This window comes from Guptibacillus sedimenti (assembly GCF_028610665.1).
Lineage (GTDB): Bacteria > Bacillota > Bacilli > Bacillales > Guptibacillaceae > Guptibacillus > Guptibacillus sedimenti.
Window position 1 is genome coordinate 278,735 of sequence record NZ_JAQQWV010000001.1, and the last position, 23,684, is coordinate 302,418.

Below are 23,684 nucleotides of genomic sequence, written 5' to 3' on the forward strand. Positions count from 1 at the left end.
TGCCGTTACTTCCATTCGACCATCTTCATGCCCTCCGGCGTGGGGATTTTTTTATTTTAGAGACATCATCGTACAGGAGGAGAAACACACATGAAAAAGCTTTATTCACTACTCGTCTTACTTTTTCTCGTGACAGGAATTATCGCTGGTTGCGGCGCAAGCGAGGAAAACGGTGCAACGAATGAAGGAAATGCAACAACAGACCAGGCTGAACAGTCAGAAGATAGCGCTTTCCCAGTAACCATCACCGATGCGCTCGATGAGGAAGTGACGATCGAGAAAGATCCTGAGAAAATCGTCTCTCTCATTCCGAGTAACACGGAAATTCTATTCGACCTTGGCGCTGGTGAAGAAGTTGTCGGCGTTTCAGATTTCGCGAACTATCCGGAAGAAACGACTGACATTGAGAAAATCGGCGGCATGGAATTTAACGTCGAAAAAATCATTTCGCTCAAGCCTGATCTCGTACTTGCCCACGGATCAAGCGCACATAACTCAGAAGCCGGTCTTCAACAGCTTCGCGATGCGGGCATCGCTGTACTTGTGGTAAACGATGCAAAAAGCTTTGAAGAAGTGTACAAATCAATTGAAATGATCGGACAAGCAACAGGTGAAACCGAACAAGCCGAAACAACCATCAGTGACATGAAGCAGCAGCTTGAAGACATTCAAGCAAAAGCGGAAGACATCCCTGAAGATGATGAGAAAGAGGTCTTCGTCGAAGTTGCACCTGCACCTGAAATCTTCTCTCCAGGGAAAAATACGTTCATGGATGACATGCTTTCGATGATTCATGCGAAGAACGTGACGCACGACGAGGAAGGATGGAACCAAATCGATCAGGAAGCGATCATTCAAGCAGACCCTGACGTGATCATCACAACGTACGGTTATTATACAGAGGATCCCATCAAGCAAGTGTTAAGCCGTGACGGCTGGCAGAACGTAACGGCGGTAAAAGAAGAGCAAGTTGTCGACGTGCACTCGGACCTCGTCACGCGCTCAGGCCCTCGTCTCGTTGAAGGAGTAGAGGAACTTGCAAAAGCGGTTTACCCGGATGTTTTTGCTGAATAAACGGTTCATTGCCTATCCGATAGCGACAGGGCTTTTGATTGCCGCTATGCTGCTCGGCATTTCGATCGGCACCGTTTCCGTCCCGGTGCTCACGATTTTAAAATTAATCGGAACCGAAGTGCTGCACCTTCCTTCTTTAGGAAAAACGGATCCGATGTTTACAACGATTGTGATGGATATTCGCCTGCCACGCGTCATCCTGGCAGGTCTTGTGGGGGCGTCTCTTGCAATAGCAGGGGCCGCTTTTCAAGGTTTACTACGTAATCCATTAGCCGATCCGTACGTACTCGGCGTATCATCTGGCGCATCGGTCGGAGCTGTGCTCGTGCTCTTTTTCAACCTTACCATTCCGTTTGTCGGGGTGTTCACCCTTCCTGTTATGAGCATCGCCGCTTCGATCCTCACGATTTTCCTCGTGCTTTTCTTTGCACGACAAATCGAGCGATCGATGCGCGTCGAGACGATTATCTTAACAGGAATCGTCTTTAGCTCTTTTCTTGGCTCACTTCTATCTCTCATGATCGCGCTAACGGGTGAGGAACTAAGACAGATCATCGGCTGGCTCCTCGGAAGTGTGTCCATGCGCGGCTGGGAATATATCGGGATTATCCTGCCATTTTTCATCATTGGCGCAGGCATTCTCCTTTTCAGTACGAAAGAGCTGAACGCTATGTCGTTTGGGGAAGAGCGCGCTCAGCATATCGGCGTAAACGTCGCGAAACGGAAGCTCTGGATTCTGATAGGCGGCTCGATTTTAACAGGCGCGGCTGTCGCTGTGTCAGGAACGATTGGCTTTGTTGGTCTTGTGATTCCGCATTTAACGCGCCTCTTATGGGGACCGGATCACCGCCATTTACTGCCGCTCTCGATTTTACTCGGCGCCGCATTTCTGATCGTCGCGGACTTGATCTCGCGCACGATCATTTCACCAACAGAGCTTCCGATCGGCGTGATTACATCGCTCATCGGTGCGCCGGTGTTTGCCATTATTTTAATTCGAAGACGTAAAGAAAGTAGAGGATAAGCATGCTTAGCGTACAATCTGTTACAGGAGGATACCCCGGTCACGACGTGCTCGCCGACATCTCGTTTGATGTAGAGAGAGGCGAGCTGCTCGGAATCGTTGGTCCGAACGGAAGCGGCAAAACGACGATTTTTAAAATGGTTAGCGGCATTCTGAAAGCAAAGTCAGGCTCCGTTTTGCTAAAAGAAAAGCCGATCGCAAGCTACTCAGCGAAACAGCTGGCGCGCGTGCTCGCGGTCCTGCCACAGCACGCGGAGCAGGCTTTTCCCTATACGGTAAAAGAAACCGTTTCGCTCGGTCGCTACGCCCATCAATCCGGCTGGTTCCAATCGTGGAGCGAACATGACGAAGCGATCGTCCAGCGCACGATGGCGCAAACCGGCATCGCAAGTTTTGAAGATCACTACGTGAATGAGCTCTCTGGCGGTGAGCGCCAGCGCGTCTTTCTCGCTCAGGCGCTTGCGCAAGAACCTGAAATTCTTTTATTAGATGAGCCAACGAATCACTTGGATCTTTCCTATCAAAAAGAGCTACTTGATTTGTTAAAAAGGTGGACGCGGGAACAGGGTCTTACGGTGATTTCGATTTTTCACGATTTGAATTTAGCGGGACTTTACTGCGATCGCCTTCTTCTTCTTGAAAATGGGCAAATCAACCTGCACAACAAGCCAAATGACGTGTTAAACGAGGAGCGCATTCAGACCGTTTACAGAACGAAAATCGAGAAGCATCCGCATCCAACCGTGCCAAAGCCGCAAATGCTGCTGCTGCCGGAAAAGCAGGCGGAGGATTTAAATGATCTTCGCATTACGGAAGAATGGCTTGCCCATCAAAATGACATGATCACCCTGAACGCACCATTCCCGCTCCGAACGATGTCTTCCGGCGTTGTTGGCTCAGGAACAGGTTGGTACCGCACCTTTGTAAACCGTCACGTAGATAAAACGTATAACTGCACCGATCATAAAGGGGAGATGACGAGCTTTCTTGAAGCACACGGCATCGATCCAACGGAAACAGTTGGCATGATGACGGCCGTTCGGCTCGAGGACGTCGCTTATCGCCTCATTGAGGACGATGACGTTTCTGTTTTCGTCGTTGTGACTGCTGGCGTCGGCAATGCCGTTGATGCGTCGAAAAGCCGTGAGCACGTCTACGAACCGCTTCCGGGAACGATCAATACGTGGGTTTTCGTGAATGGCACGCTCACAGACGAAGCGTTCATTCAAAGCATTATGACGGCAACGGAAGCGAAAGTAAAAGTGATGCACGACCAGCAAGTAAAAGACGCGGTGACAGGCACCACGGCAACCGGAACTTCAACCGACAGCATTCTGATCGCCGCCACTCAGCGAGGCGAGCACCAGGCGTATGCCGGAACGATTACAACGCTTGGAAAACTGATCAGCGAAGGCGTTTATGCGTGTACGACTGAGGCGCTTGAGAACTATCGCTTGAGGCTCCCGAAATGATTTTGAACCACCTGCTTGCTATCACCGTAGCATTTTTCCTGGATCGTCTGATTGGCGATCCGCCCAATTGGCCACATCCGGTAAAGGGATTTGGCAAGCTCATAAGCTTCCTTGAAAAACGCTGGAACAACGGCCAGAACCGCAAGCAAAAAGGTGCGTTCATGATGCTAACCGTGCTCTTCGTCGTCATAAGTATCACCGGTCTTACCGTAACAATCGCCTACACGCTTCACCCGCTTGTCGGTATTTTCTATGAAGCGATCCTGATCGCCACAACAATCGCACAAAAAAGCCTGCGAAATGCGGCGTTTGATGTTTACGAACCGCTACAAGACGGTCATATGACAGAAGCGCGCGAAAAGCTCTCCTGGGTCGTCGGTCGTGACACAGCAAACCTCAACGAAAGCGAAGTCGTACGCGGTACAGTTGAAACGGTCGCTGAAAACACGAGCGATGGCATCACAGCGCCATTATTTTGGGCGCTAATTGGCGGAAGTGTCGGTGCGGTTGTCTACCGCGCCATCAATACGTGCGATTCCATGGTCGGCTACCGAAACGATAAGTACGGAGAATTCGGCTACGCTTCAGCAAAGCTTGATGACGTGGTGAACTGGATTCCAGCGCGGCTAACCGGTATTTGTATGATTCTCGTCAAACGGCCGGAGCACTCGACCATCAGCCGCGCCTGGCACGTTCTTTTTCGCGATGCCAAACAGCATCCAAGTCCGAACAGCGGCTGGGGCGAAGCGGCAACCGCTGCGATTCTTGGCGTACAGCTTGGTGGCGTGAACACATACAAAGGCATCGTTTCAAATCGCGCGCGTATGGGAGATCCCATTTTGAAGCTAAGCGCGCTACATATTCCAAAAGCGATCAAAATCATGAATCGCGCAAGCATTCTATTTTTACTTATTCTCTGGATCGGAGGGCTCCTCATTGACGCTACCATCTCATGGCGCTAACACGCATTACTTATACGAAGCACTCCAAATCGACTCGCCCGAGCGTACAATTGATTTCAGTGCGAACCTGAATCCGCTCGGACCGCCACCGTCTCTTAAAGAAACATGGGAAGACGCTTTCGATCTCATCACAACTTATCCTGATCCGCATGCCGCCAGCTTAATGACAAAACTCGCGAACGTCCATGACGTGGAAGAAAATCAGCTGCTTATCGGAAACGGAGGCGCTGAACTAATTACGCTTGTCGGTCGTTATTTAGCGGGGAAGCGCGTTTGCATCGTCCAACCGACTTTCTCTGAATATGAAACGGCTTGCCTTCGTGCGGGATGCGAAGTGACCTACCATACCCTCGAAGAAGGAGAATGGGCGCTAGGCTCACACTTGGTTGAAAAAATGCCGTACGTTGATGCGGTTTTTCTTTGTACCCCAAACAACCCAACCGGCGTCACATATGACCCCGCTTCCATTCTCGCTTTAGTCGAAGCGGCGAAAAGGTACGATTGCGCCATCATCATTGATGAAGCTTTCGCGGACTTTGTAGGGGATGACTCATCGTTCTCATCACTGCTCGCCCCCTTTTCCAACCTGATGATTCTTCGCTCCCTTACGAAAATGTACGCCATTCCAGGACTTCGTCTCGGCTACATGTTGGCTCATCCAGAAGTCATTGAAGCGATCAAAAAGCTTCAGCCGCACTGGAGCGTCAACGCTCTGGCGCTACACGCTGGCGAGCTGAGCCTCCAAGAAACTGATTTTGTAGCCGAAACCCATCAAGTGATCGAACTAGAACGAGAGAAGTGCTTTCATTTTTTCGAGGAAAACCATTTTACATACTCCAATTCGAGCGTTAACTTTTACCTTCTACGAGACCCTGAATTAGAAGATCAATCGGAACTTCTAAGCTTTCTTATGAAGAAAGGCATTGTTCCAAGACACACGGAGAACTTTCCCGGACTCGACGGCAGGTGGCTCCGATTTGCGATCCGCACGCCGAAGGAAAACGAGCGGTTAAGGGAGGTGCTCACCTCATGGCGCAGCTAATTTTTATAACCGGTGGTGTAAGAAGCGGGAAAAGTCGGTTTGCGGAAAAGCGAGCGGCTTCGCTCCGCCCAACAAGCGGCACCCTTCATTACCTTGCCTGTGGACAGCCGAGCGATGACGAAATGCAAAAACGCATCGCACGTCATCAGCATGATCGCGCATCTGCCAATGTTCCATGGGAAACAGTGGAATGCGCAACGGATATTGGAAGCGTCGCGTCATCTTTAAACGAAAATGCCGTGGTGCTCCTTGATTGCGTCACAACCCTTCTTTCCAATGAACTTTTTCAAAAAGAGAACTGGCAAGACGAGCTATTTCAACAACAAACGAAACAAAAAATTCAGCATGACATCGAAAAACTTAATGAACGCTCAGAAGCGCTAATCATCGTTAGCAATGAACTTGGTTATGAGCCGTTAAGCGGTCTCGTCGACGTTTATGCAAGGCAACTTGGCGAGCTTCATCAATGGATTGTCTCAAAAGCAGACGAGGCGTATGTAGTTGAAAACGGCATCCCGCAACGGATGAAAGGGGAAGGCGTATGAACGGGATCATGATTCAAGGAACGGCATCCGATGTTGGCAAAAGCTTGATCGTAACCGCGTTCTGTCGCCTTCTCGCCAATGAAGGATACGCCGTGGCGCCGTTTAAATCACAAAACATGTCCAACAATTCGTACGTCACGATTGAAGGCAAAGAAATCGGCCGAGCGCAGGGAGCTCAGGCGGAAGCCGCACGAACGGAAGCGAGCGTGTGGATGAACCCGATCTTGCTGAAGCCTCGCTCTGATCAGCAGGCCGAAGTGATTCAATTCGGGACGTCTTACCGGACGCTTTCCGGAAAAGACTACCGCCAGTCCTACTATGATATGGGACTTGAAAGCATTGCGTTCGCGCTTGATCAGCTTGCGAAAACATATGACGTTCTCGTCATGGAAGGCGCAGGCAGCCCGGTAGAAGTGAACTTAAAAGATCGCGAGCTTGTGAACATGAAAGTAGCGGAGATGGCGAATGTTCCCGTTCTACTTGTCGCAGACATTGATCGCGGCGGCGTGTTCGCCAGTATTGTTGGCACGCTTGCGCTCCTTGAGAAAGAAGAGCGCAAGCGGGTCAAGGGAATCATCATCAATAAATTTCGCGGAGATCCAGCCCTTTTTGAAGATGGCATCACGTGGCTTGAAGAACGCACGGGCATCCCGATCGTCGGGGTGCTCCCGTATGTGAACCACCGGGTTGAAGGAGAAGATTCGCTTTCGCTGACCGATCGCTTTTTACATAAAAAAGGCACGCTTGAGATCGCGGTCATCCAGCTTCCGTTTCTTTCAAACTACAGCGACATCGAGCCGTTTAACGAAGAAGACGTCACGATTCGCTGGGTGCAGGATCCGCGTGAACTGAGCGCGCCGGATGCGATCATTCTTCCCGGAACGAAAAGCACGATCAGCGATTTACAGTGGATGAAGAAGCACGGGTTTGAAGATGCGTTAAAAAGCTATGCCGCAAGTGGTGGAAATGTTGTAGGCATATGCGGAGGGTATCAAATGCTCACCGAGCAGCTGATTGACGAACATGGTTCAGATACTGGGAAAGCAGGAACGGAGCTAAACGGTCTCGGACTGATTCCCGCAAAAACGACGTTTCATGAAGTGAAAACGACGATTCGAGTGAGCGGGGTAAACACAGAAACCGGCTCGCCAATTGAGGGATACGAAATTCATCTTGGCGAAACGCTTTTCGATCATCCGGCAAAGCCGTTTCTCAAAATTGGGGATCGCCCTGAAGGGTATTTTGGAAAAGATGGTCGCGTGATCGGCACGTATTTGCATCACCTTTTTCATAATGATGAGTGGCGAACGGTGTGGCTGAACGGACTTCGAGCGAAAAAAGGGTTACCAGAGCAGAAACAAATCAATCGCAAGCAGTTAAAAGAAAAAACGTATGACGATCTCGCGAATGAGCTTAAGCCTCATCTGAAATGGGAGCTGATCAAATCGTTCATGTTTCAAGGTGAGCACCGATGAACTTATGGCAGGGAATGCTGATCAACCTTCAGTTTTTTACCGTCATTCCAGTTCGGCGTGAAATCCCGATGGGTCCGAAGCAGCTCACGCGTTCGGTTCAAACGTTTCCGTTACTTGGACTACTTCAGGGGATGCTGGCGTCAGGTCTTCTGTATGCCCTGCTTCAGTGGACGCCGTTTTCAACACTTGCGGCAACGTTTTTTGTCTGGTTGTTTATGATGGTGCTGACAGGTGGCCTTCACCTTGACGGCTGGATGGATGCGAGCGATGCGTTTTTTTCGTATCGCGATCTTGAGAAGCGGCTAGAGATTATGAACGATCCGCGTACAGGGGCGTTTGGCGTTTTATCGGTGGTCGTCCTGCTTGCGGCTAAGTATCTGTTTCTCTATGAAATCGCGCAACTGGCGCAGGACGTTTCGTATTTCCTTATTATCTTGATTCCCTTTTTTAGTAAAACTGTGATGGGTGCATTTCTCGTTTTAATACGGCCGGCAAAAGAGAAGGGGATCGCCGCCTTTTTTCAAAAAGGGATCGAACGGTCATGCTTATGGGTTTATCCGTTTTATTGGCTTTTGATCGCCGGGGCCTCCTTACTCATTTCAGTCGAAGCGTTTTGGATGACGCTACTCTTAAGTGCTGTCACTATCCTAGTGGCTCTCGGAATGAAACGAAATAGCCTAAGATGGTTTAACGGCATCACAGGCGATGTGCTTGGCGCAAGCGTTGAAGGAATGGAGGTGCTTTTATGGATGAGCGTGTGGTTATTACATTATTTCGTCATGGCATAACAGAAGACAATAAGCGCGGTGCTTATATTGGATGGACGAATCCGTCGATTAGTGAAGACGCTGAATTTGCGGACGTGACGGATGATTATGATTTGATTTTTACAAGTGACTTGGACCGATGCACTCAGACGACAAAACGACTTTTTCCGCATCGAAAAGCGATTTCGATGCCGCTATTTCGCGAAATCCTCTTTGGGGAATGGGAAGGGAAAACGTATGCCGACCTTGAACATGATAAGCAATATCGAAGCTGGGTGTCCGATCCGCTCGCGGACGCGCCGCCTGGTGGAGAAAGCTTCGCACAATTTACGGAGCGAATTGATCAGGGATTTAAGGCACTTGTTGAACAAATGAATTTGCAGCTGCATAAAAAGGTGATCCTTACAACGCATGGTGGGGTGATCCGCTACTTGTTAATGAAATATGCGCCTGACGAGCGGTCGTTCTGGGAATGGAAAGTTCCGCACGGTTCGGCAGTTGAGCTTGAATGGAAACGAGAAGATCTAAGGAGGGACGCGCGATGCACTTCGTTACGGGTGGTGCCTATAATGGCAAAACAAAATGGGTGAAGAACTTCTATGGACTAACCGAAGATCATTGCTGGAAATCGGCTTATGATCAAACGAAAATTCCGCTCAATGTGAGTCGGTTTTACGGAGATGTGGTCGTTCTTGAAGGTGTGGAACAGTGGCTCAAGGGGCTAACGGCCGAATCTGGACTGGAAGAATGCCGGGCAATCTGGCAGTCGCTACTCGGAATTTGGCGCACGTGGGAAAGCGAGCGTCATGAACGAACCGTTGTCATTATAGGCACGGATATTACAAAAGGCATTGTTCCGATGGAAAAAGAAGACCGCGACTGGCGCGATTTAACCGGATGGGCGTACCAGGATTTAGCGGCCGTAGCCGACCGCGTTGACGTGATCTGGTACGGACTGAACCAGCAGCTTAAATAATCAAAGGGGGAAAAGGGATGAGAATTTATACGCGGACAGGTGACGAAGGAAAAACGAGTATTATCGGAGGCAGAGTCGACAAAGACGACGTGCGCGTTGACGCTTACGGAACGGTCGATGAAGTGAACGGATTCGTCGGACAAGCGATCGTGGAATTAAGTGAACTTGGAAAAGGTTCGCTGAACGATTTAATCGACGACCTTGAAAAAATTCAGCATGAGCTTTTTGACTGCGGTGGCGACCTTGCGAATGTTTCGCCAAAGCGTGAATTAAAGTTAAAAGAAGAATCGATCACGTACCTGGAAGGGCGAATTGATGAATTCATCGAAGAAGCCCCGGCTCTTGAAAAATTCATCCTCCCAGGCGGCAGCAAACCGTCCGCGACGATTCACATCGCACGGACGATCACACGTCGCGCCGAGCGTCATGTTGTGACATTGATGAAGCAAGCCGAGAACGTGCCAACCGTTCCAATGAAATACTTAAACCGTCTATCCGACTACTTCTTCGCGCTCGCACGCGTGGTCAACTTCCGCTTAAACGTAAAAGACATCGAGTACGCAAGAAGCGCAAAGGTGTTCCGCGGCGGGAAGCGTAAAGGAGAGTAACTCATGTCTGGAAAACGCGCAAGTTTACTTGCGATGTTCATAGCACTCTCCGTCGTTGGCGCTATTCTTAAAATGCCGTCAGCGGTTGGAAGTATCGCGCTCGATGCTTTTCCAGCCCTAATTGCGGCGGTTCTTCTAGGAAAAAGAAGCGGGGCGTTAATCGCAAGCTTCGGGCATCTATTATCTGCGCTGATCGTCGGTTTTCCACTCGGTCCAATGCACGTCTTCATCGCAGCGGAAATGGCCGCACTCGTCTGGCTATTTGGAAAATTGTATGAAGCGAAAAAGTCGAAGTGGGCATCCGCTACGTTTGCGATCGGCAATGGACTTGTCGCGCCTCTTCCGTTCTTATTCCTCTTAGGCATAGGATTTTACGTTGCAATCGTTCCAAGTTTGTTGATTGCCTCTGTCCTGAATCTCGTTCTTGCGCTCATTCTCATTCCTCGCCTCGCACCAGTTTTTGAGAAAAGCGGACTGGCAAGCTTATGAGAGATGGAACAGTTATTGAACTTGGCGCCGAAACCCTCATCATCACAAGCGATAACAGCGGCGCAATTGGCATGAAAGAACAAGATCGTGTAGCGGTTCCATACGACGTTGTCGCATACTATGCCTTTCGCGTCGCGGTAATGGAAAACGTCGCTCTTGGCGGAGTACCGGTTTCCGTGGTGATGCATAACTTTTGTGGCGACCGTGAGTGGGAAGCGCTGGTGAGTGGCGTTGAGCGTGGGAAACGAGAGCTTGGTGTTAACTACGAGATTACGATTACAGGCAGTTCTGAAACGAACATGCCGCTCCTTCAATCGGCGCTTGGCGTTGTGGTGATTGGGAAGCAACATCGCACGTTATCGAAAGTTTGCATAGAATATGCAACGAAATTCGCGGTGATCGGTAAACCGCTTGTTGGAGAAGAAGTGGTGAACGAAGAGGCAGCCATCGCTCCACTAGAACTCTTTCGCTACATCAGTGAGCAGGAAGGCGTTCAGTCGGTGCTTCCAGTAGGGTCGAAAGGAATTCTTTACGAGTTGAATGAGCTTGTAGACGGCGTGAAAGTAGTGGAGAGTATGGTTCAGACTGATTTAGATCTCTATAAATCGTCTGGCCCGTCGACTTGTTTTATAGTGGCTTATGATGGAGCGGTGGAAGAGCGACTGTTGAAGCGAGCGGGGCAGTATTTTAATAGAGTGGAGATGATGTAGGGGTCAGGCTCGTGCCTGACCCCCTCAACATACAAAAACCGCGTATTGTCCGCCCGAGGCGGACAATACGCGGTTTAATTATCTATTGAACTTCATTATCAACTACAACACTTGTTTATTCCGACTATCATTCGCATACAGCTTCTCAAGCTCAGTTAACGTGAGCTCATGCAACTTACTAAGATCTTTCCGATTATCTGGTGAATTTAGTAGCTTACGAATTAGGTAGGTTCGACGATCAATCATGCCTTTACGGAGTTGGACTCCCATGAACACAACCTCCTTCCTTGACTATCCCATTTGACTCTAGCATAACGTGTTTGAGCGTTTTTGTGTGTTAAGAAATTGTGAAGAAATTAACAAAAAATGTGGGAAGAAATGAAAAGAGTTGTGAAGGGGGTCAGGCACGAGCCTGACCCCCTTCACAAACAAAAATGCCGTAAAGTCCGCCTCAGTCGGACTTTACGGCATTAACACTATTATTCTCTACCTCGCATACACATGCTGCCCAATCGTCTTAATCACGTCACGCGAAAAAATCCACTCATCCGAAACGCCGCTCGGATTATAGTAATATGTCGCCCCTTCAGATGGATCCCATCCAAAGTACGCATCCTTCGCTGCTCGGTAAGAAGAAGCATCAGGTGTGAGCCAATACTGACCATCATTTAGTGCAGTAAACGCATTCTGCTGATAAATCACCCCGTATGTACTTCCTGGAAACGCAGAAGACTGAACACGATTAAGAATAACAGACGCAACAGCAACCTTTCCTTCATAAATCTCACCACGTGATTCGCCGTGAACCACGTGTGCGATCATCTCAAGATTACTCAGCATGTTTAGCGTATTCGTTCCCGCTACGCCATCTGCACTAAGTCCGAAGTCTGCCTGGAAATCGCGAACCGCTTGTTCCGTCACTGAACCATAATATCCCGTTGGGGTCGTATGGAAATAATCGAGCTTCTCCAACACCCTTTGCATGTGCTCAACCTCTGATCCTCTCGACCCCGTATCCATCATGGCAGAAGCACTGTCTTCAAAAACGAATAAATAAAAACAGGAAGCAAGGACAAGGGATCCAAGTACGTGTAGAAATTTCATTAGCAAGCTCCTCTCATATAAGTTATCCCCCATTATAATATAGGTAATGGAGGGAAGATATGGAACGGAATACCTTTTCTAAAATAATTGAACTAGACCCGATTGTCTACCTTTATCCAAATATAGGGAGGGGAAGAGGGCTATGTTCTTATTTTTTAAGAGGGGTCAGGCTCGAGCCTGACCCCTCTTAAAGACAAAACCCACACAATATCCACCACACACGGACATCCCCCCATACTCTGAAGTGCTATCCCTACCAATTGACCCATATACTGGTTGAGGGAAATCTGAGTTGCTAAGGGGGCGAAAGAGGTGGAGCATTGCACCAATTGCGGGAGTAAGTTAGAACGAAATCAAGAATTCTGTACAGGTTGTGGTCAGCCGGTACAACAAATGGAGAGGATCACGCCAACAAGAGTGAAAAGAAAAGTTCCGTACACAAAACCGTTGATCGGCATCGCGTTATTCATCCTCATTGGTTTACTTGTAGGCGGCGCATTCTATATGGGTAAACTTGCTACAGAAAAGCCGAAGAGTAACGATTCGGCACTAAAACAAGACAAAAGTTCAGCGAAGGAAGAAAACGCCGAATCAAGCAAAACAAAGGAAGAACCACAAGAAACATCGGAACAAAACAAAGAAATCAATCAAGAAACCAAACCAGAGAAAAATCCCACTGAAACAGAAGTGAAAATCACAGACATCGACAGCGCCATTAAAGAGCTAAACAACCTTTCGATTCATGCAAACGGAAGAGAGATATCCTTGGGGCAATGGGACATCACTAAGAACAATGGAAAATATCTTATTCAAGCAAACGACATCCCATCTGCTAACCTAGAACACATATTTACGCTCTACGACCAACAGAATTTAGCTCCGATCAAAAAGTGGTCAATCGAAGTGCTGCAGGTGGTCTATGAATTAGAAAAACAAATGCAGGTAGAGTGGAACATCAGCGTCGGCAATGATTGCGTCGCTCAGTATCCACTGACGCTTCCACCAGATGTTATTAGCGGGTACTCTGGCTCCTGCGGCTATTCCATTCCTGTGTTAGACGCGTCCAACTGGGGAGAAATGACGTTATTTATTGATGAAAAAATGATGACCCAATACACCGCAGATCCAGTATTTGATTACATCGAGAGCACAACTTCCTATCTCTTACCACACAGTGATGTCATCAAACTCTCTGAAAGTGAACTCACTTCCTTCAATAAAGACGAACTCCGTTTAGCCAGAAATGAAATTTTTGCTCGCCACGGATATGTGTTCAAATCGGATGAACTAGAAAGTTACTTCGCGGAAAAAACCTGGTATTTTCCAGATCCTTACTATGATGGCTCATTAACTAACGTTGAAGCTTACAACGTGAAGCTCATTGAAGATTTGGAGGAACTTTATTAGTGAGAGGCAGAAGAAAAGTTGCGATAATATCTGGCTCGTTCCTTCTCGTTGGCCTCTTCCTATCCATATTTCTTTTCTCCTACAACGCGCAGGAGAGTGAAGTGGGTCAAACGCAATCACAGCCGGCCTTTGAAGGAGATCAAACCCAAAAGACAGCAGCTCCTAAAAAAGAAGCCGAACCCAAAAGAGCACTACCTTCTCCCAGTCTTAAGAAAAACTTCACCATCGTCATTGATCCCGGTCACCAGCAGCTAGCCAATGAGGATCAAGAGCCCATTGCTCCAGGAAGTAAACAAATGAAGGATAAAGTTTCCTCAGGTACGAAGGGAGTCAGCACAGGAAAACCTGAATTTGAACTAACGCTTGAAGCAGCTCTGATCTTAAAAGAATATTTGGAGGAGCACGGATTTAACGTTGTTCTAACAAGAATGGAGAACATGGTAGATATCAGCAACAAAGAAAGAGCAGAAATAGCAAACAAGCATCAAGCAGACTTATTTATCCGATTACACGCCGATGGATCAAATGATCGCAGCGTAAAAGGATTTCATATCCTCACTCCAGCTGAAGGTCATGCCAAGCATAAACAAAGTCTCCAAGCTTCCAAAGTTATCTTCAGCGCTGTTCAACGTAATCAGTCAATCGACACGAACGGCATTTCGTTCCGAAGTGATATCACTGGTTTTAATTGGTCGCAAGTTCCGACAGTGCTGATTGAAATGGGGTTTATGACAAATACGGAAGATGATCAAAATCTCTCAAATCCAGTATATCTTCGCAAACTTACGACTCATGTAGCGGAAGGGGTCGTAACTTATAGCAAATAAAGAGGAGGGGGGTCAGGCGCGAGCCTGACCCCCCTTAAAAACAAAAGCCCCCCTACTGTCCTCCTCACAAGGACAGTAGGGGGGCTTTTTCACTATCTTCGGTGGCCAGAACCGAATCTATCATTTATTAATAAAGCTAAGGAGCGGCCCCAATAATTCACCTAAGCCAAAAAACGCTATTAAATAATCATATTACGTAAAAGCGTACGATTTATGAAAAAACTCTAACCCTATTTACAGAAAATTAACAATCAATTAACAAAACTTCTTTCAAAATAATGGTATAATCGCGAAATAGTTTCATAGAATACGGAGGGTATCAAATGATTGAGCAAAATCATCTCAATGAAATGTGGAAAGAGCTACAAGATTTTGTTAAGCAAGTTGAGAAGGAAAGCAGTGCTCGACAGGAGAGCGCAAAGCCTTATATTGATCAAATCAAGTCCATACTTATGCGAAAATTCTGTCCAGAAGATAAGTAATTCATTTCTCTTTCTATGGATACAAGTAGAGATTCACAAGTTTATTGGAAAATTATTCTTCGAAATAATATTTTTTCTTAATAACGCTTTCAAAATAGCTCGCTGTATGTGTATAATGAAAAATGTGATAATTTTACTATTTTTTTACAGGGGGAATTGGATGAAGGGGACCTGGCTAACACCAGAAGAGATAGCTTGGAGAAAAAATAGAAACAAGACGATTGGATATGCTTTTATTCCTGTTTTTGCGATTATGGTAGGCGTCATCATCAGTCTTGTAGCAAATTAAAAGACCAATCTCATTTTGATTGGTCTTTTAATAATATATTTTATTAACAGTAATTAACTAACAATACTCATCGCAATCTTCGCCCACCCAAATACTGCAATCCAGAGAGGAATACTTAACGAAACAGCCCATACAAAACCTTTAGCAAAGTTGCCTTCTTCCTCGTAGTACATGTCCTCATCTCCCTCATAAGAGTTATCAATCAGTTCAATCAGGTTGACTTCCTTCTATTATAAATGAAAACGCTTACGTAATCTGTCGTTTCTTGAAAAATATTTTCATATTCACTGTTAGAATTTAGCTTAGTCTTACTAATTTACCCGATTAAAGAAATCTTATTCATATGTATAGGTATCGTAGTCTTCTAAAACTAGTTGACCGTCAAACTCACTGGTAAATTAACGAATTTATTACATAATTCAGCTTTAAATCGAAAGAAATGGGGTAAAGAATCAAAAGAACGTAACATGAAAGGAACGGTATAATGAAAAATCACAGTGAGTTATTTCCATGGGATGACCTTAAGCAATTTATTGAGCGAGTGGAAGAAGAGAAGCAGCCAGTAGGGGAAGCAAAGCCTTACATAGATCAAATTAAGGAGATACTAATAAGTCACAAAGCAAATCATTCAGCGGGGATCGAATAAAAAAGAGCCATGCTCTTCAACCGAGCATGGCTTAATCTATTAACTTAATTCAAGATGTTCTTTCAATTTCTGCGTAATACTTTGCTTCTCTTCGTCAGAAACAATGTAATACCAGAGACCATCGATCATTTCACCACTACCTTGAACTTCAAATGTCGTCATATTGTTACGAGCCCCTCGGTAGTTCTTAAAAATATCATTCATTTCTTCAAATGTCATATTCGTTTTCACGTTACTACCAACCGCTTTTAAGAGATCATCAATTTTGTTAAAGCTTCCAACACTTGCGCCCTCATCAATAATCGACTTAATGATTTCACGCTGGCGGTCATTTCGCCCAAGATCGCCTTTAGGGTCTTCATAGCGCATTCTTGAGAAAGCTAGCGCTTCCTCTGCATTTAGATCAATTTCACCTGCTGGAAATGAATATCCTTCATAATCAAACGCAAATGCATTATCAACTGTTACACCATTAAGAGCGGATACGACATCTTCGAAAGCTTCCATATTCACTTTAAAGTAATAGTCAATGGGAACGTCAAGGAAATTCTCAACCGTATCCATCGTCATTTCAATGCCGCCATAGGCATAAGCATGATTCATCTTCTCAATCGTTCCACGTCCAATAATTTCCGTGCGCGTGTCTCGTGGGATATTAAACATATACATCGAGTCATTATGAGGATTTAAGGTGATCATGATCATCGTGTCAGATCGGCCTTGATCCCCGTCCCGTTCGTCCACGCCCATTAATAGGATCGATACAGGGTCTTTTTCATCCATGTCCACTTTTTCTGTACGCTTGTCTGACGTTTCTCTGCTAATTGGTTCGTGCATGTCAGTCGCTGTGTCTTTCACAGAATCATAAAGATAATACGCATATCCTCCACCAGCTAGAAGAACTACACCAGCAATAATACCTAAAATAATTAAGAATTTTTTCATACGCTCATTCCATCTTTCCGTAGAATAATAGACTTGCTTTTCTTCAGTTGAAATCCTAACCCCTATTATATGTCGAACTATTTCGTAAAGTAAATACCTTCCAATGGATGGTTGGAAAAGTTCAATATATTTATGACCTTCTAAAGATCTCACATAAAGTAGACGATATAAACAGAAGAGAAGTTACAAATAAGAGAGTAGAGTATGCTAATCTAGAAGAATAGCAAAAAGCAGGTGAGAGAGAGGAGAAGGAAAGCATGATTGATATCCATTCACACATTCTACCAGGAATAGATGATGGTGCTAAAAACATAGAAGATAGTCTTGCTATGGCGAGACAGGCGTTCAATCAGGGAATAACAAAGGTTGTGGCGACGCCTCATAATAAAAATGGCACGTTCGACAATGGGAGAGAGCTCATTCTTCAAGAGGTAAAAAGATTAAACAAAGAACTTCAATTAGAAGGAATTGATCTTGAAATTCTTCCTGGACAGGAAAATCGCATTTATGGAGAACTAGTTGAGGAGCTGGGAGGTAGCGAATTATTAACCGTTAACGAAAATGGTGTCTATATGTTAATTGAGTTTCCTTCCAGTCACTTACCACGTTACGCGAATAAGCTCATGTTCGACCTTCAAGTAAAAGGGATTGTACCGATCATTGTGCATCCTGAGCGTAATCGAGAAATTATGGAGAATCCTGAACGACTTTATAACCTTGTAAAAGAAGGTGCATTAAGTCAGCTAACAGGAACAAGTGTGACCGGAAAAATGGGCAAGAAGATTCAAAAGTTCTCTTTAGATTTAATTCAACACAATTTATCGCATTTCATCGCATCAGATGCACATAATACAACTTCCAGACCGTTTGATTTGCTAGATGCATTTGAAACAGTAGAAAACGAGTTTGGAATTTCAACAAGGTACATGTTACAGGAAAACGCCGAGGACATGGTTAAAGGAAGAATGGTAGCAAAAGAAGTACCGCAGCAGGTGCGTAAAAAGAAAATATTAGGGTTGTTTTAAATTAATGAAAAAAGAGGTCCTAATTGTATAAAGGATCTCTTTACAATTCCTTAATAGAAAAGTTTTCGTCAAAATTTGTAGATGAAATGATACTGAAAGCCTTTTCTTCTACAAAATTCGACATGAAAACATAGTATATTCGTACCACGACAAATTTCATGTGGGTAATAGTGAAAAAAAAGGCTAAATTTAACTGAATTTCTGTGTTATAGTGAAATCTGTATTGAAATTAGTTACGTATTAAAAATAATTTATAATCGCGTTGGAGGCATTTATGGAAGAAACAATTAGTTTAAAGGAAATTTTCTCGGTTCTTAAAAAACGTCTCACTCTTATTCTATTAATTACACTTCTTGCAACAGCAACAAGCGGAGTTGTCTCATATTTCCTACTTACCCCAATTTACCAAACTTCAACCCAAATTCTTGTCAACCAAAAAGCTGATGCTGAAAATGCTTTCGACTATAACCAGGTGAGAACGAACGTAGAGCTCATTAATACATATAGCGTCATTATTAAGAGTCCGAAAATCCTTGATGAAGTTGGAAAAAATCTTAACCTTGATCTATCAACGAGTGAATTAAATGAAAAAATTGCTGTAAATAACGCGCAAAACTCTCAAGTCGTTTCCATTGATGTGAAAGATGCTGATCCAGCACTTGCTGTAAAGATTGCAAATACAACAGCTGAAGTATTTGAAAAAGAGATTAGTAGCATCATGAACGTCGATAACGTTAGCGTGCTTTCAGAAGCAAACTTTGAAGGAACGCCAATTCCCGTTAATCCAAAACCTATTTTAAACATGGCGATTGCGCTTGTTGTTGGGTTAATGCTTGGTGTCGGTCTTGCTTTCTTACTTGAATACCTTGATAACACGATTAAAGATGAAGATGACATTGAAAAGTTGCTTGGCTTGCCTGTGCTAGGAACTATTGCTGTGATTGAAGATAAAGAAGTAGGTTCAGCGAAGAGCCAAGGCAAAAAATCTGTAAGGGGTGAAACGGTTGAGTCGTAAAAACCGAAAGTCTGTACACGTTGATAAAGAAAGAAGTCTCTTAACACACCAAAATCCGAAATCACCCATTGCTGAGCAATACCGTACGATCCGAACGAATATTCAATTTGCTTCAGTAGAAGAAGAGATTCGCACGATTATGGTAACTTCTTCAGGACCGATGGAAGGCAAATCTACAACAATCGCTAATCTTGGAGTGGTTTTGGCTCAACAGGGAAAAAGTGTCTTAATTGTGGACGCTGACTTACGTAAGCCAACAGTTCATTACACATTTAGAACAATGAATACAAGAGGGATCACCAACATCCTTACCCGTCAGGCTGAGTTGGTAGAAGTTACGCAGGAAACAGAAGTACCGAATCTTAATGTATTGACTAGTGGACCGGTTCCACCGAATCCATCAGAACTTCTTGGTTCTAAAGGGATGGATAACCTTATCGAAGAAGCGCTTCGACATTATGACGTTATACTCTTCGATTGCCCTCCGATTCTTGCGGTGGCCGATTCTCAAATTGTTGCGAATAAAGTGCAGGGGACTGTGCTGGTTGTAAGTAGCGGGACTACTGATAAGGAAGCGGCGGTAAAAGCTAAAGAACGCCTGGAAAATGTGGGAAGTAAGTTACTTGGAGTTGTTTTGAATCGTAAGAAAATAAAAGATGCAGGGTTCTATTATTATTATGCACAATAGACAGACTTCATTTAAAGGAACAGTTGAAACGTAAAAGGAGGAGTACTAGTTGAATCTTTCAAAATATAAAGAAGAACTCTTAGAAAACAAATTCACTTCGTCTTCTTCAGATAACGTAGAAGTGAATGATACGAAAGTTTATTTAATCTTAAAGCGGCTTGTAGATATATTGGGGGCAGCATCTGGAATTCTCTTATTGGCGCCAATTTATATAATTGTGGCTATGCTGATAAAGGTCGAAGATTCACAAGGTCCAGTGCTTTTTAAACAAAAAAGAATTGGAAAAAATGGAAAAGAGTTTAATATGTATAAATTTCGCTCAATGGTATCCAATGCTGAAGAATTGCTTATTGATTTATTAGAGCAGAATGAATCTACAGGTGCGATGTTTAAAATGAAAAAGGATCCAAGAATCACCAAAGTAGGAAGGTTTATTAGAAAGACTAGTATTGATGAGCTTCCACAGCTCTGGAATGTTTTAAAAGGTGAAATGAGTTTAGTGGGTCCTCGACCTCCTTTACCAAGAGAAGTTGCACAATATACGGAGTACGATAGGAATAGATTATTGGTAGTACCAGGTTGTACAGGATTATGGCAAGTAAGTGGTAGAAGTGATATTGGTTTTCAAGAAATGGTTGAATTAGATTTACTATATATAAAAAATAGAAGTTTATATTTTGATATAAAAATCATGTTTAAAACTATTGGTGTCCTTGCAGGATCAAAAGGTGCATTTTAAAATTATTAAGAGATGTTTTATGATCCTAAAATATAATAATTAATATTTATTTGCAATTTACAAAGGAGTTACAATGGGAAATATTCTATTTATACACCCTCACGAGAAGGATAAGGTTACTTTTTTTAGTAGTATTTCAAAATTTTTAAACAAAAAAAATATTAGTACGAACCATTTAGCGTTTAGTAGATTGGAAAAAGAAATTTATAATAAATATGGGATAAAAAATGTCTGTTTTATGCCTGAATTACTAAAACAATACTCTTGCCAATTGAGTAGTAGTGTGAAAAATTTATATGATATTGATAAAGCTTTGAAATACACTATACAATTTAATGAAATTAATGGCTATACATATAAAAAAGATCAGTTATATAGCATAGCTGCTAAATATATGAATTTTTTAATTGATCTAAATAAAACAGAGAATATAGATATGATTATCACATGGAATGAAACATTTATGTTTGATAGTTTAGCTAAACAATTTGCTCAAATTAATGGAATAGAAGTTAGAATGTTTGAAGCAGGTATATTTAGACCATATACAGTTACAATAGATCCACAAGGTATCAACTACGGTAATTCTTTACCTATGGAAAAAGAGTTTTACTCCAAAAAAAAGCGAAATTATGAATTGAGGCCTTTTGATAGTAATGTTGATTTTGAAATAAGTGGAAAGGGATATCATTCAATAGAAATACCAAAACTCAAAAGCTATTATTTAAAAGAAAGATTGAAAGACAAATTACACAATCAGCTTCTTAAAGATGAGCTGGAACTAGAAATTATTAAAGAGGGCTTCTTTGAAAAAGTGAACAAAATCATTAAAAAGAAAGCTGGATTTAATAAAAAAGAGAGAAATGTTCAAGTAGATGGAAGGTACATTTTTGTGCCATTCCAAGTTCATGATGATTCCCAAATTATTCTTAATTCCCCCAATATAAAAGATATGGAAGAGTTAGTCGAAGTAATAAGTGATGCAATAATGAAATTAAATAAATCAAATGATAATGGATATAAAGTTGTGTTTAAAGAGCACCCTGGTGATCAAGGAAGGGTAGACTATTCGAAATTATATAAAAAACATAATCAAAATGACGATATTATTTTTTTGAAGTATGGTGACACTAATAATCTAATAAAAAATTCAGATCTCGTAATTACAGTGAATTCAACAGTTGGTATTGAAGCATTGAAGCATCACAAACCTGTAATTACACTAGGTAACGCTTATTACAACATAGAGGGTATTGCTCATTACTGTAGAAACTTAAGCACTCTTCATCTTGAAATAGAGAAATCAATAAAAGAAGAAGTAGATGTAGATTTGGTAAATAATTTCTTGAATTATTTGAGATACGAATATCAAATAGAAGGAGATTTTAGAAAAGGAATATTTAATAAAAAGCAATTAGAAGATAAATTATTAAGTTCCTCACTAAATTAACGTCTATTAAGGTAGCATTTTAATTATTTAATGATAATAAAAGGATTAAAACCTGTCAAATTAGGTTTTTAAGAATGAGGATTTAACATATGAATGTCACAAGATTTTCGAATATTATTTGGATTGTAATTAGTAATTTAGTTCTCTTATTAGCGAACTTTGGAGTTAGTATTTTACTTGCTAACTATTTGGGAGTAAGAGATTTTGGTATATTCATGCTTGCATATACAGTTTTTAATTATCTAATTGTATTTAATAATTTTGGATTGAAGAAATATGTAGTTGCTAAGTTAAGTTCAAACCAACTAAATTTTAATGAGGTTTATTCAAGCTCAGTTATAATAAGAGTTTGCTTATCATTTGTTGCTGGTATTATATTGTATATTATTTTAGATCTTTTTAATGTGGATACCTCAAAAAAAACATCCATAATGATATTTTTCATAGCTTCGTTTTTTATTGCTTTTGATTTGCAAGCTTTTTACGATTCTTACGAGAAATCAAAAAATGATTCAATGTTCTTAATAATAAGAAATATGTTGTATTTTACTTCTACTTTATTATTAGTGTATATAGATAAAGCTAATATAATAAAGGTTAGTCTTGCATTCTCAATTTCTACTTTTTTATATGTCTTCATGCAATATTTTTACGCCAAGAAATTTATTCCAAAATTAAAAATCATGTTTAATTATAAACATTTAAAATTAATTTTTATTGGCGCTTTCCCTCTTTTTTGGGCGGAGCTTATGATTAATATCTATGATAAGGCGGATATTATAATGCTCTCTATACTAAAGGGGGATCAAGAAGTTGGAATTTATAGTGTTGCCGCAAGATTAGTAGCGGCTATTATTCTATTAGTGGGAGCAGCTTACCGAATAATATTACCTACTTTATCCAGAGAAGAGAATTTAACGCAAAGAAATGAATATATTGAAAATGCTGTAAAATATTTAGGGATTATAACAATTCCTCTTACTGTAGGTGGTATAGTAACTGCCGATCAAATTATAAGTATATTCTTTAGCGATGAATACCATAATTCTATTCTCCCTTTTCAGATACTAATACTTAACGTGTTAATAGTAGGAATAGGTTCAGTATTTGGGACGCTTTTATTGGCTATTGGAGAAATAAAATATTATACACTTGCCATAACTTTTGGAGCGATTATTAATACAATAGGAAATCTAATTTTGATACCAAAATTCAGTTACATTGGAGCAAGTTTTTCTACTGTGATAGCACAGTTAGTAGTAAGTGGAGTAGGATTCTGGGTTTATAAAAGAGTTTGTAATCCTAAGTTTAAATTAAACTTAGGCAAAGTTTTGTTTATTTCGTTGTTAATGGGCGGAGTTGCTATTAGTACAAGCTTAATATCAAACTTATTGGTAGTAGTGTTTGTAAGTATGGTTTTTTATTTACTATTTCTACAAATTTTTAAAGTGATAAATATAAAGGGAATACTAAATACCGCGTTCGGTGGTTCTAAAAATTGAATTCACCTTATGCCTTATGGGTCTAAAATTGTTTCCTCTAATAGAATTAAAGAGCAGCTAATAGCATGCAAGATATTGCGTTTTTTAACAGGCAGTTAGAATAAACTCACATTTATTTATTATTAATTTAATGTTGATTGTTTGTTTTCACATTTTTTAACTAGTAGAAAAGGATTGAAGGTTAATTTTGGTATTTAAATATTTTTATAGGATATACTACCTTTCATTATAATATATCCATTTGCAAGTGTTGATAATAATTTTAATACTATAGTCATTTATATTTATATAATAAATGATTCTATAGATAAAACATATTTAGTTGCGATTTTCAACTTAATATTGGGTTTTGTTATCATGATTTATTATATAAAAGATCCATAATATATAAATTCACCTCATCCATTAATACTAAGATATC

The 23,684-nt window shown here is 42.4% G+C and carries 27 protein-coding genes; 24 read left to right on the forward strand and 3 right to left on the reverse strand.

Going from position 1 to position 23,684, the window contains the following annotated elements:
* Positions 1-90: 90 nt before the first annotated feature.
* Genes PQ578_RS01430 through PQ578_RS01490 form a run of 13 tightly spaced genes read left to right on the forward strand, consistent with a single transcriptional unit; the run spans position 91 to position 11,144 of the window.
* A complete protein-coding gene (locus PQ578_RS01430) occupies positions 91-1,074 on the forward strand; it encodes an ABC transporter substrate-binding protein (protein ID WP_273831857.1) in 984 nt (327 codons plus the stop codon).
* Complete coding sequence (locus tag PQ578_RS01435) at positions 1,058-2,098, forward strand: FecCD family ABC transporter permease (protein WP_273833216.1); 1,041 nt, start codon at positions 1,058-1,060, stop codon at positions 2,096-2,098. The genes PQ578_RS01430 and PQ578_RS01435 overlap by 17 nt, the downstream gene beginning before the upstream one ends.
* Positions 2,099-2,100: 2 nt before the next feature.
* Positions 2,101-3,570 (forward strand): adenosylcobinamide amidohydrolase, encoded by a 1,470-nt coding sequence (locus PQ578_RS01440; protein ID WP_273831858.1) that lies wholly within the window; start codon positions 2,101-2,103, stop codon positions 3,568-3,570.
* Positions 3,567-4,532, forward strand: coding sequence for an adenosylcobinamide-phosphate synthase CbiB (gene cbiB / locus PQ578_RS01445; RefSeq protein WP_273831860.1), 966 nt, complete (start codon positions 3,567-3,569; stop codon positions 4,530-4,532). The genes PQ578_RS01440 and cbiB overlap by 4 nt, the downstream gene beginning before the upstream one ends.
* Positions 4,507-5,574: a threonine-phosphate decarboxylase CobD gene (cobD, locus tag PQ578_RS01450; RefSeq protein WP_273831861.1), complete on the forward strand. Its 1,068-nt coding sequence runs from the start codon at positions 4,507-4,509 to the stop codon at positions 5,572-5,574. The genes cbiB and cobD overlap by 26 nt, the downstream gene beginning before the upstream one ends.
* Entirely contained in the window at positions 5,562-6,119 is a 558-nt protein-coding gene (locus PQ578_RS01455; RefSeq protein WP_273831862.1) for a bifunctional adenosylcobinamide kinase/adenosylcobinamide-phosphate guanylyltransferase, read from the forward strand. The genes cobD and PQ578_RS01455 overlap by 13 nt, the downstream gene beginning before the upstream one ends.
* Positions 6,116-7,594 (forward strand): cobyric acid synthase, encoded by a 1,479-nt coding sequence (locus tag PQ578_RS01460; RefSeq protein WP_273831863.1) that lies wholly within the window; start codon positions 6,116-6,118, stop codon positions 7,592-7,594. The genes PQ578_RS01455 and PQ578_RS01460 overlap by 4 nt, the downstream gene beginning before the upstream one ends.
* Positions 7,591-8,382, forward strand: coding sequence for an adenosylcobinamide-GDP ribazoletransferase (gene cobS / locus PQ578_RS01465; RefSeq protein ID WP_273831864.1), 792 nt, complete (start codon positions 7,591-7,593; stop codon positions 8,380-8,382). The genes PQ578_RS01460 and cobS overlap by 4 nt, the downstream gene beginning before the upstream one ends.
* On the forward strand, positions 8,340-8,951 hold the full coding sequence (locus tag PQ578_RS01470) for a histidine phosphatase family protein (protein WP_273831866.1): 612 nt from the start codon (positions 8,340-8,342) through the stop codon (positions 8,949-8,951). Before cobS ends, PQ578_RS01470 begins: the two co-directional genes overlap by 43 nt.
* Complete coding sequence (locus PQ578_RS01475) at positions 8,903-9,337, forward strand: bifunctional adenosylcobinamide kinase/adenosylcobinamide-phosphate guanylyltransferase (protein ID WP_165998514.1); 435 nt, start codon at positions 8,903-8,905, stop codon at positions 9,335-9,337. Before PQ578_RS01470 ends, PQ578_RS01475 begins: the two co-directional genes overlap by 49 nt.
* A gap of 17 nt (positions 9,338-9,354) precedes the next feature.
* Positions 9,355-9,945, forward strand: coding sequence for a cob(I)yrinic acid a,c-diamide adenosyltransferase (locus PQ578_RS01480; RefSeq protein ID WP_224881670.1), 591 nt, complete (start codon positions 9,355-9,357; stop codon positions 9,943-9,945).
* Between the two features lie 3 nt (positions 9,946-9,948).
* Positions 9,949-10,434 carry an ECF transporter S component gene (locus PQ578_RS01485; protein ID WP_273831867.1) on the forward strand — a complete coding sequence of 162 codons (486 nt, stop codon included), beginning with the start codon at positions 9,949-9,951 and terminating at the stop codon, positions 10,432-10,434.
* Positions 10,431-11,144 (forward strand): ATP-binding protein, encoded by a 714-nt coding sequence (locus PQ578_RS01490; protein ID WP_273831869.1) that lies wholly within the window; start codon positions 10,431-10,433, stop codon positions 11,142-11,144. The genes PQ578_RS01485 and PQ578_RS01490 overlap by 4 nt, the downstream gene beginning before the upstream one ends.
* A gap of 102 nt (positions 11,145-11,246) precedes the next feature.
* Here PQ578_RS01490 and PQ578_RS01495 read toward each other — a convergent pair whose 3' ends face one another.
* Complete coding sequence (locus tag PQ578_RS01495; protein WP_273831870.1) at positions 11,247-11,414, reverse strand: hypothetical protein; 168 nt, start codon at positions 11,412-11,414, stop codon at positions 11,247-11,249.
* Positions 11,415-11,630: 216 nt separating this feature from the next.
* Positions 11,631-12,248, reverse strand: a complete 618-nt coding sequence (locus PQ578_RS01500; protein WP_273831871.1) for a cell wall hydrolase — start codon at positions 12,246-12,248, stop codon at positions 11,631-11,633.
* Positions 12,249-12,560: 312 nt separating this feature from the next.
* On the opposite strand from PQ578_RS01500, the gene PQ578_RS01505 reads away from it, so the two are divergent.
* From PQ578_RS01505 to PQ578_RS01525, 5 genes are all read left to right on the forward strand, one after another.
* Positions 12,561-13,655: a YARHG domain-containing protein gene (locus tag PQ578_RS01505; RefSeq protein WP_273831872.1), complete on the forward strand. Its 1,095-nt coding sequence runs from the start codon at positions 12,561-12,563 to the stop codon at positions 13,653-13,655.
* Positions 13,656-13,756: 101 nt separating this feature from the next.
* Positions 13,757-14,482 (forward strand): N-acetylmuramoyl-L-alanine amidase family protein, encoded by a 726-nt coding sequence (locus tag PQ578_RS01510; protein ID WP_273831874.1) that lies wholly within the window; start codon positions 13,757-13,759, stop codon positions 14,480-14,482.
* A 323-nt stretch (positions 14,483-14,805) separates the two neighbouring features.
* Positions 14,806-14,964, forward strand: coding sequence for a hypothetical protein (locus tag PQ578_RS01515; RefSeq protein WP_273831875.1), 159 nt, complete (start codon positions 14,806-14,808; stop codon positions 14,962-14,964).
* A 160-nt stretch (positions 14,965-15,124) separates the two neighbouring features.
* Positions 15,125-15,253: a hypothetical protein gene (locus tag PQ578_RS01520; RefSeq protein WP_255622922.1), complete on the forward strand. Its 129-nt coding sequence runs from the start codon at positions 15,125-15,127 to the stop codon at positions 15,251-15,253.
* Between the two features lie 484 nt (positions 15,254-15,737).
* Positions 15,738-15,899: a hypothetical protein gene (locus tag PQ578_RS01525; RefSeq protein ID WP_165998491.1), complete on the forward strand. Its 162-nt coding sequence runs from the start codon at positions 15,738-15,740 to the stop codon at positions 15,897-15,899.
* 39 nt (positions 15,900-15,938) lie between these two features.
* On the opposite strand, the gene PQ578_RS01530 is transcribed toward PQ578_RS01525, so the two are convergent.
* Positions 15,939-16,844 carry an LCP family glycopolymer transferase gene (locus tag PQ578_RS01530; RefSeq protein ID WP_273831876.1) on the reverse strand — a complete coding sequence of 302 codons (906 nt, stop codon included), beginning with the start codon at positions 16,842-16,844 and terminating at the stop codon, positions 15,939-15,941.
* A gap of 257 nt (positions 16,845-17,101) precedes the next feature.
* Here PQ578_RS01530 and PQ578_RS01535 point away from each other — a divergent pair, with 257 nt between their 5' ends.
* From PQ578_RS01535 to PQ578_RS01560, 6 genes are all read left to right on the forward strand, one after another.
* A complete protein-coding gene (locus PQ578_RS01535; protein WP_273831877.1) occupies positions 17,102-17,869 on the forward strand; it encodes a tyrosine-protein phosphatase in 768 nt (255 codons plus the stop codon).
* Between the two features lie 274 nt (positions 17,870-18,143).
* Positions 18,144-18,884, forward strand: coding sequence for a YveK family protein (locus PQ578_RS01540; protein ID WP_273831878.1), 741 nt, complete (start codon positions 18,144-18,146; stop codon positions 18,882-18,884).
* Entirely contained in the window at positions 18,865-19,572 is a 708-nt protein-coding gene (locus PQ578_RS01545) for a CpsD/CapB family tyrosine-protein kinase (protein ID WP_273831879.1), read from the forward strand. The genes PQ578_RS01540 and PQ578_RS01545 overlap by 20 nt, the downstream gene beginning before the upstream one ends.
* A gap of 121 nt (positions 19,573-19,693) precedes the next feature.
* On the forward strand, positions 19,694-20,311 hold the full coding sequence (locus PQ578_RS01550) for a sugar transferase (RefSeq protein WP_273833218.1): 618 nt from the start codon (positions 19,694-19,696) through the stop codon (positions 20,309-20,311).
* A 73-nt stretch (positions 20,312-20,384) separates the two neighbouring features.
* On the forward strand, positions 20,385-21,761 hold the full coding sequence (locus PQ578_RS01555; protein WP_273831880.1) for a capsular polysaccharide export protein, LipB/KpsS family: 1,377 nt from the start codon (positions 20,385-20,387) through the stop codon (positions 21,759-21,761).
* Positions 21,762-21,850: 89 nt separating this feature from the next.
* Entirely contained in the window at positions 21,851-23,263 is a 1,413-nt protein-coding gene (locus PQ578_RS01560) for a flippase (protein ID WP_273831881.1), read from the forward strand.
* Positions 23,264-23,684: the final 421 nt, after the last annotated feature.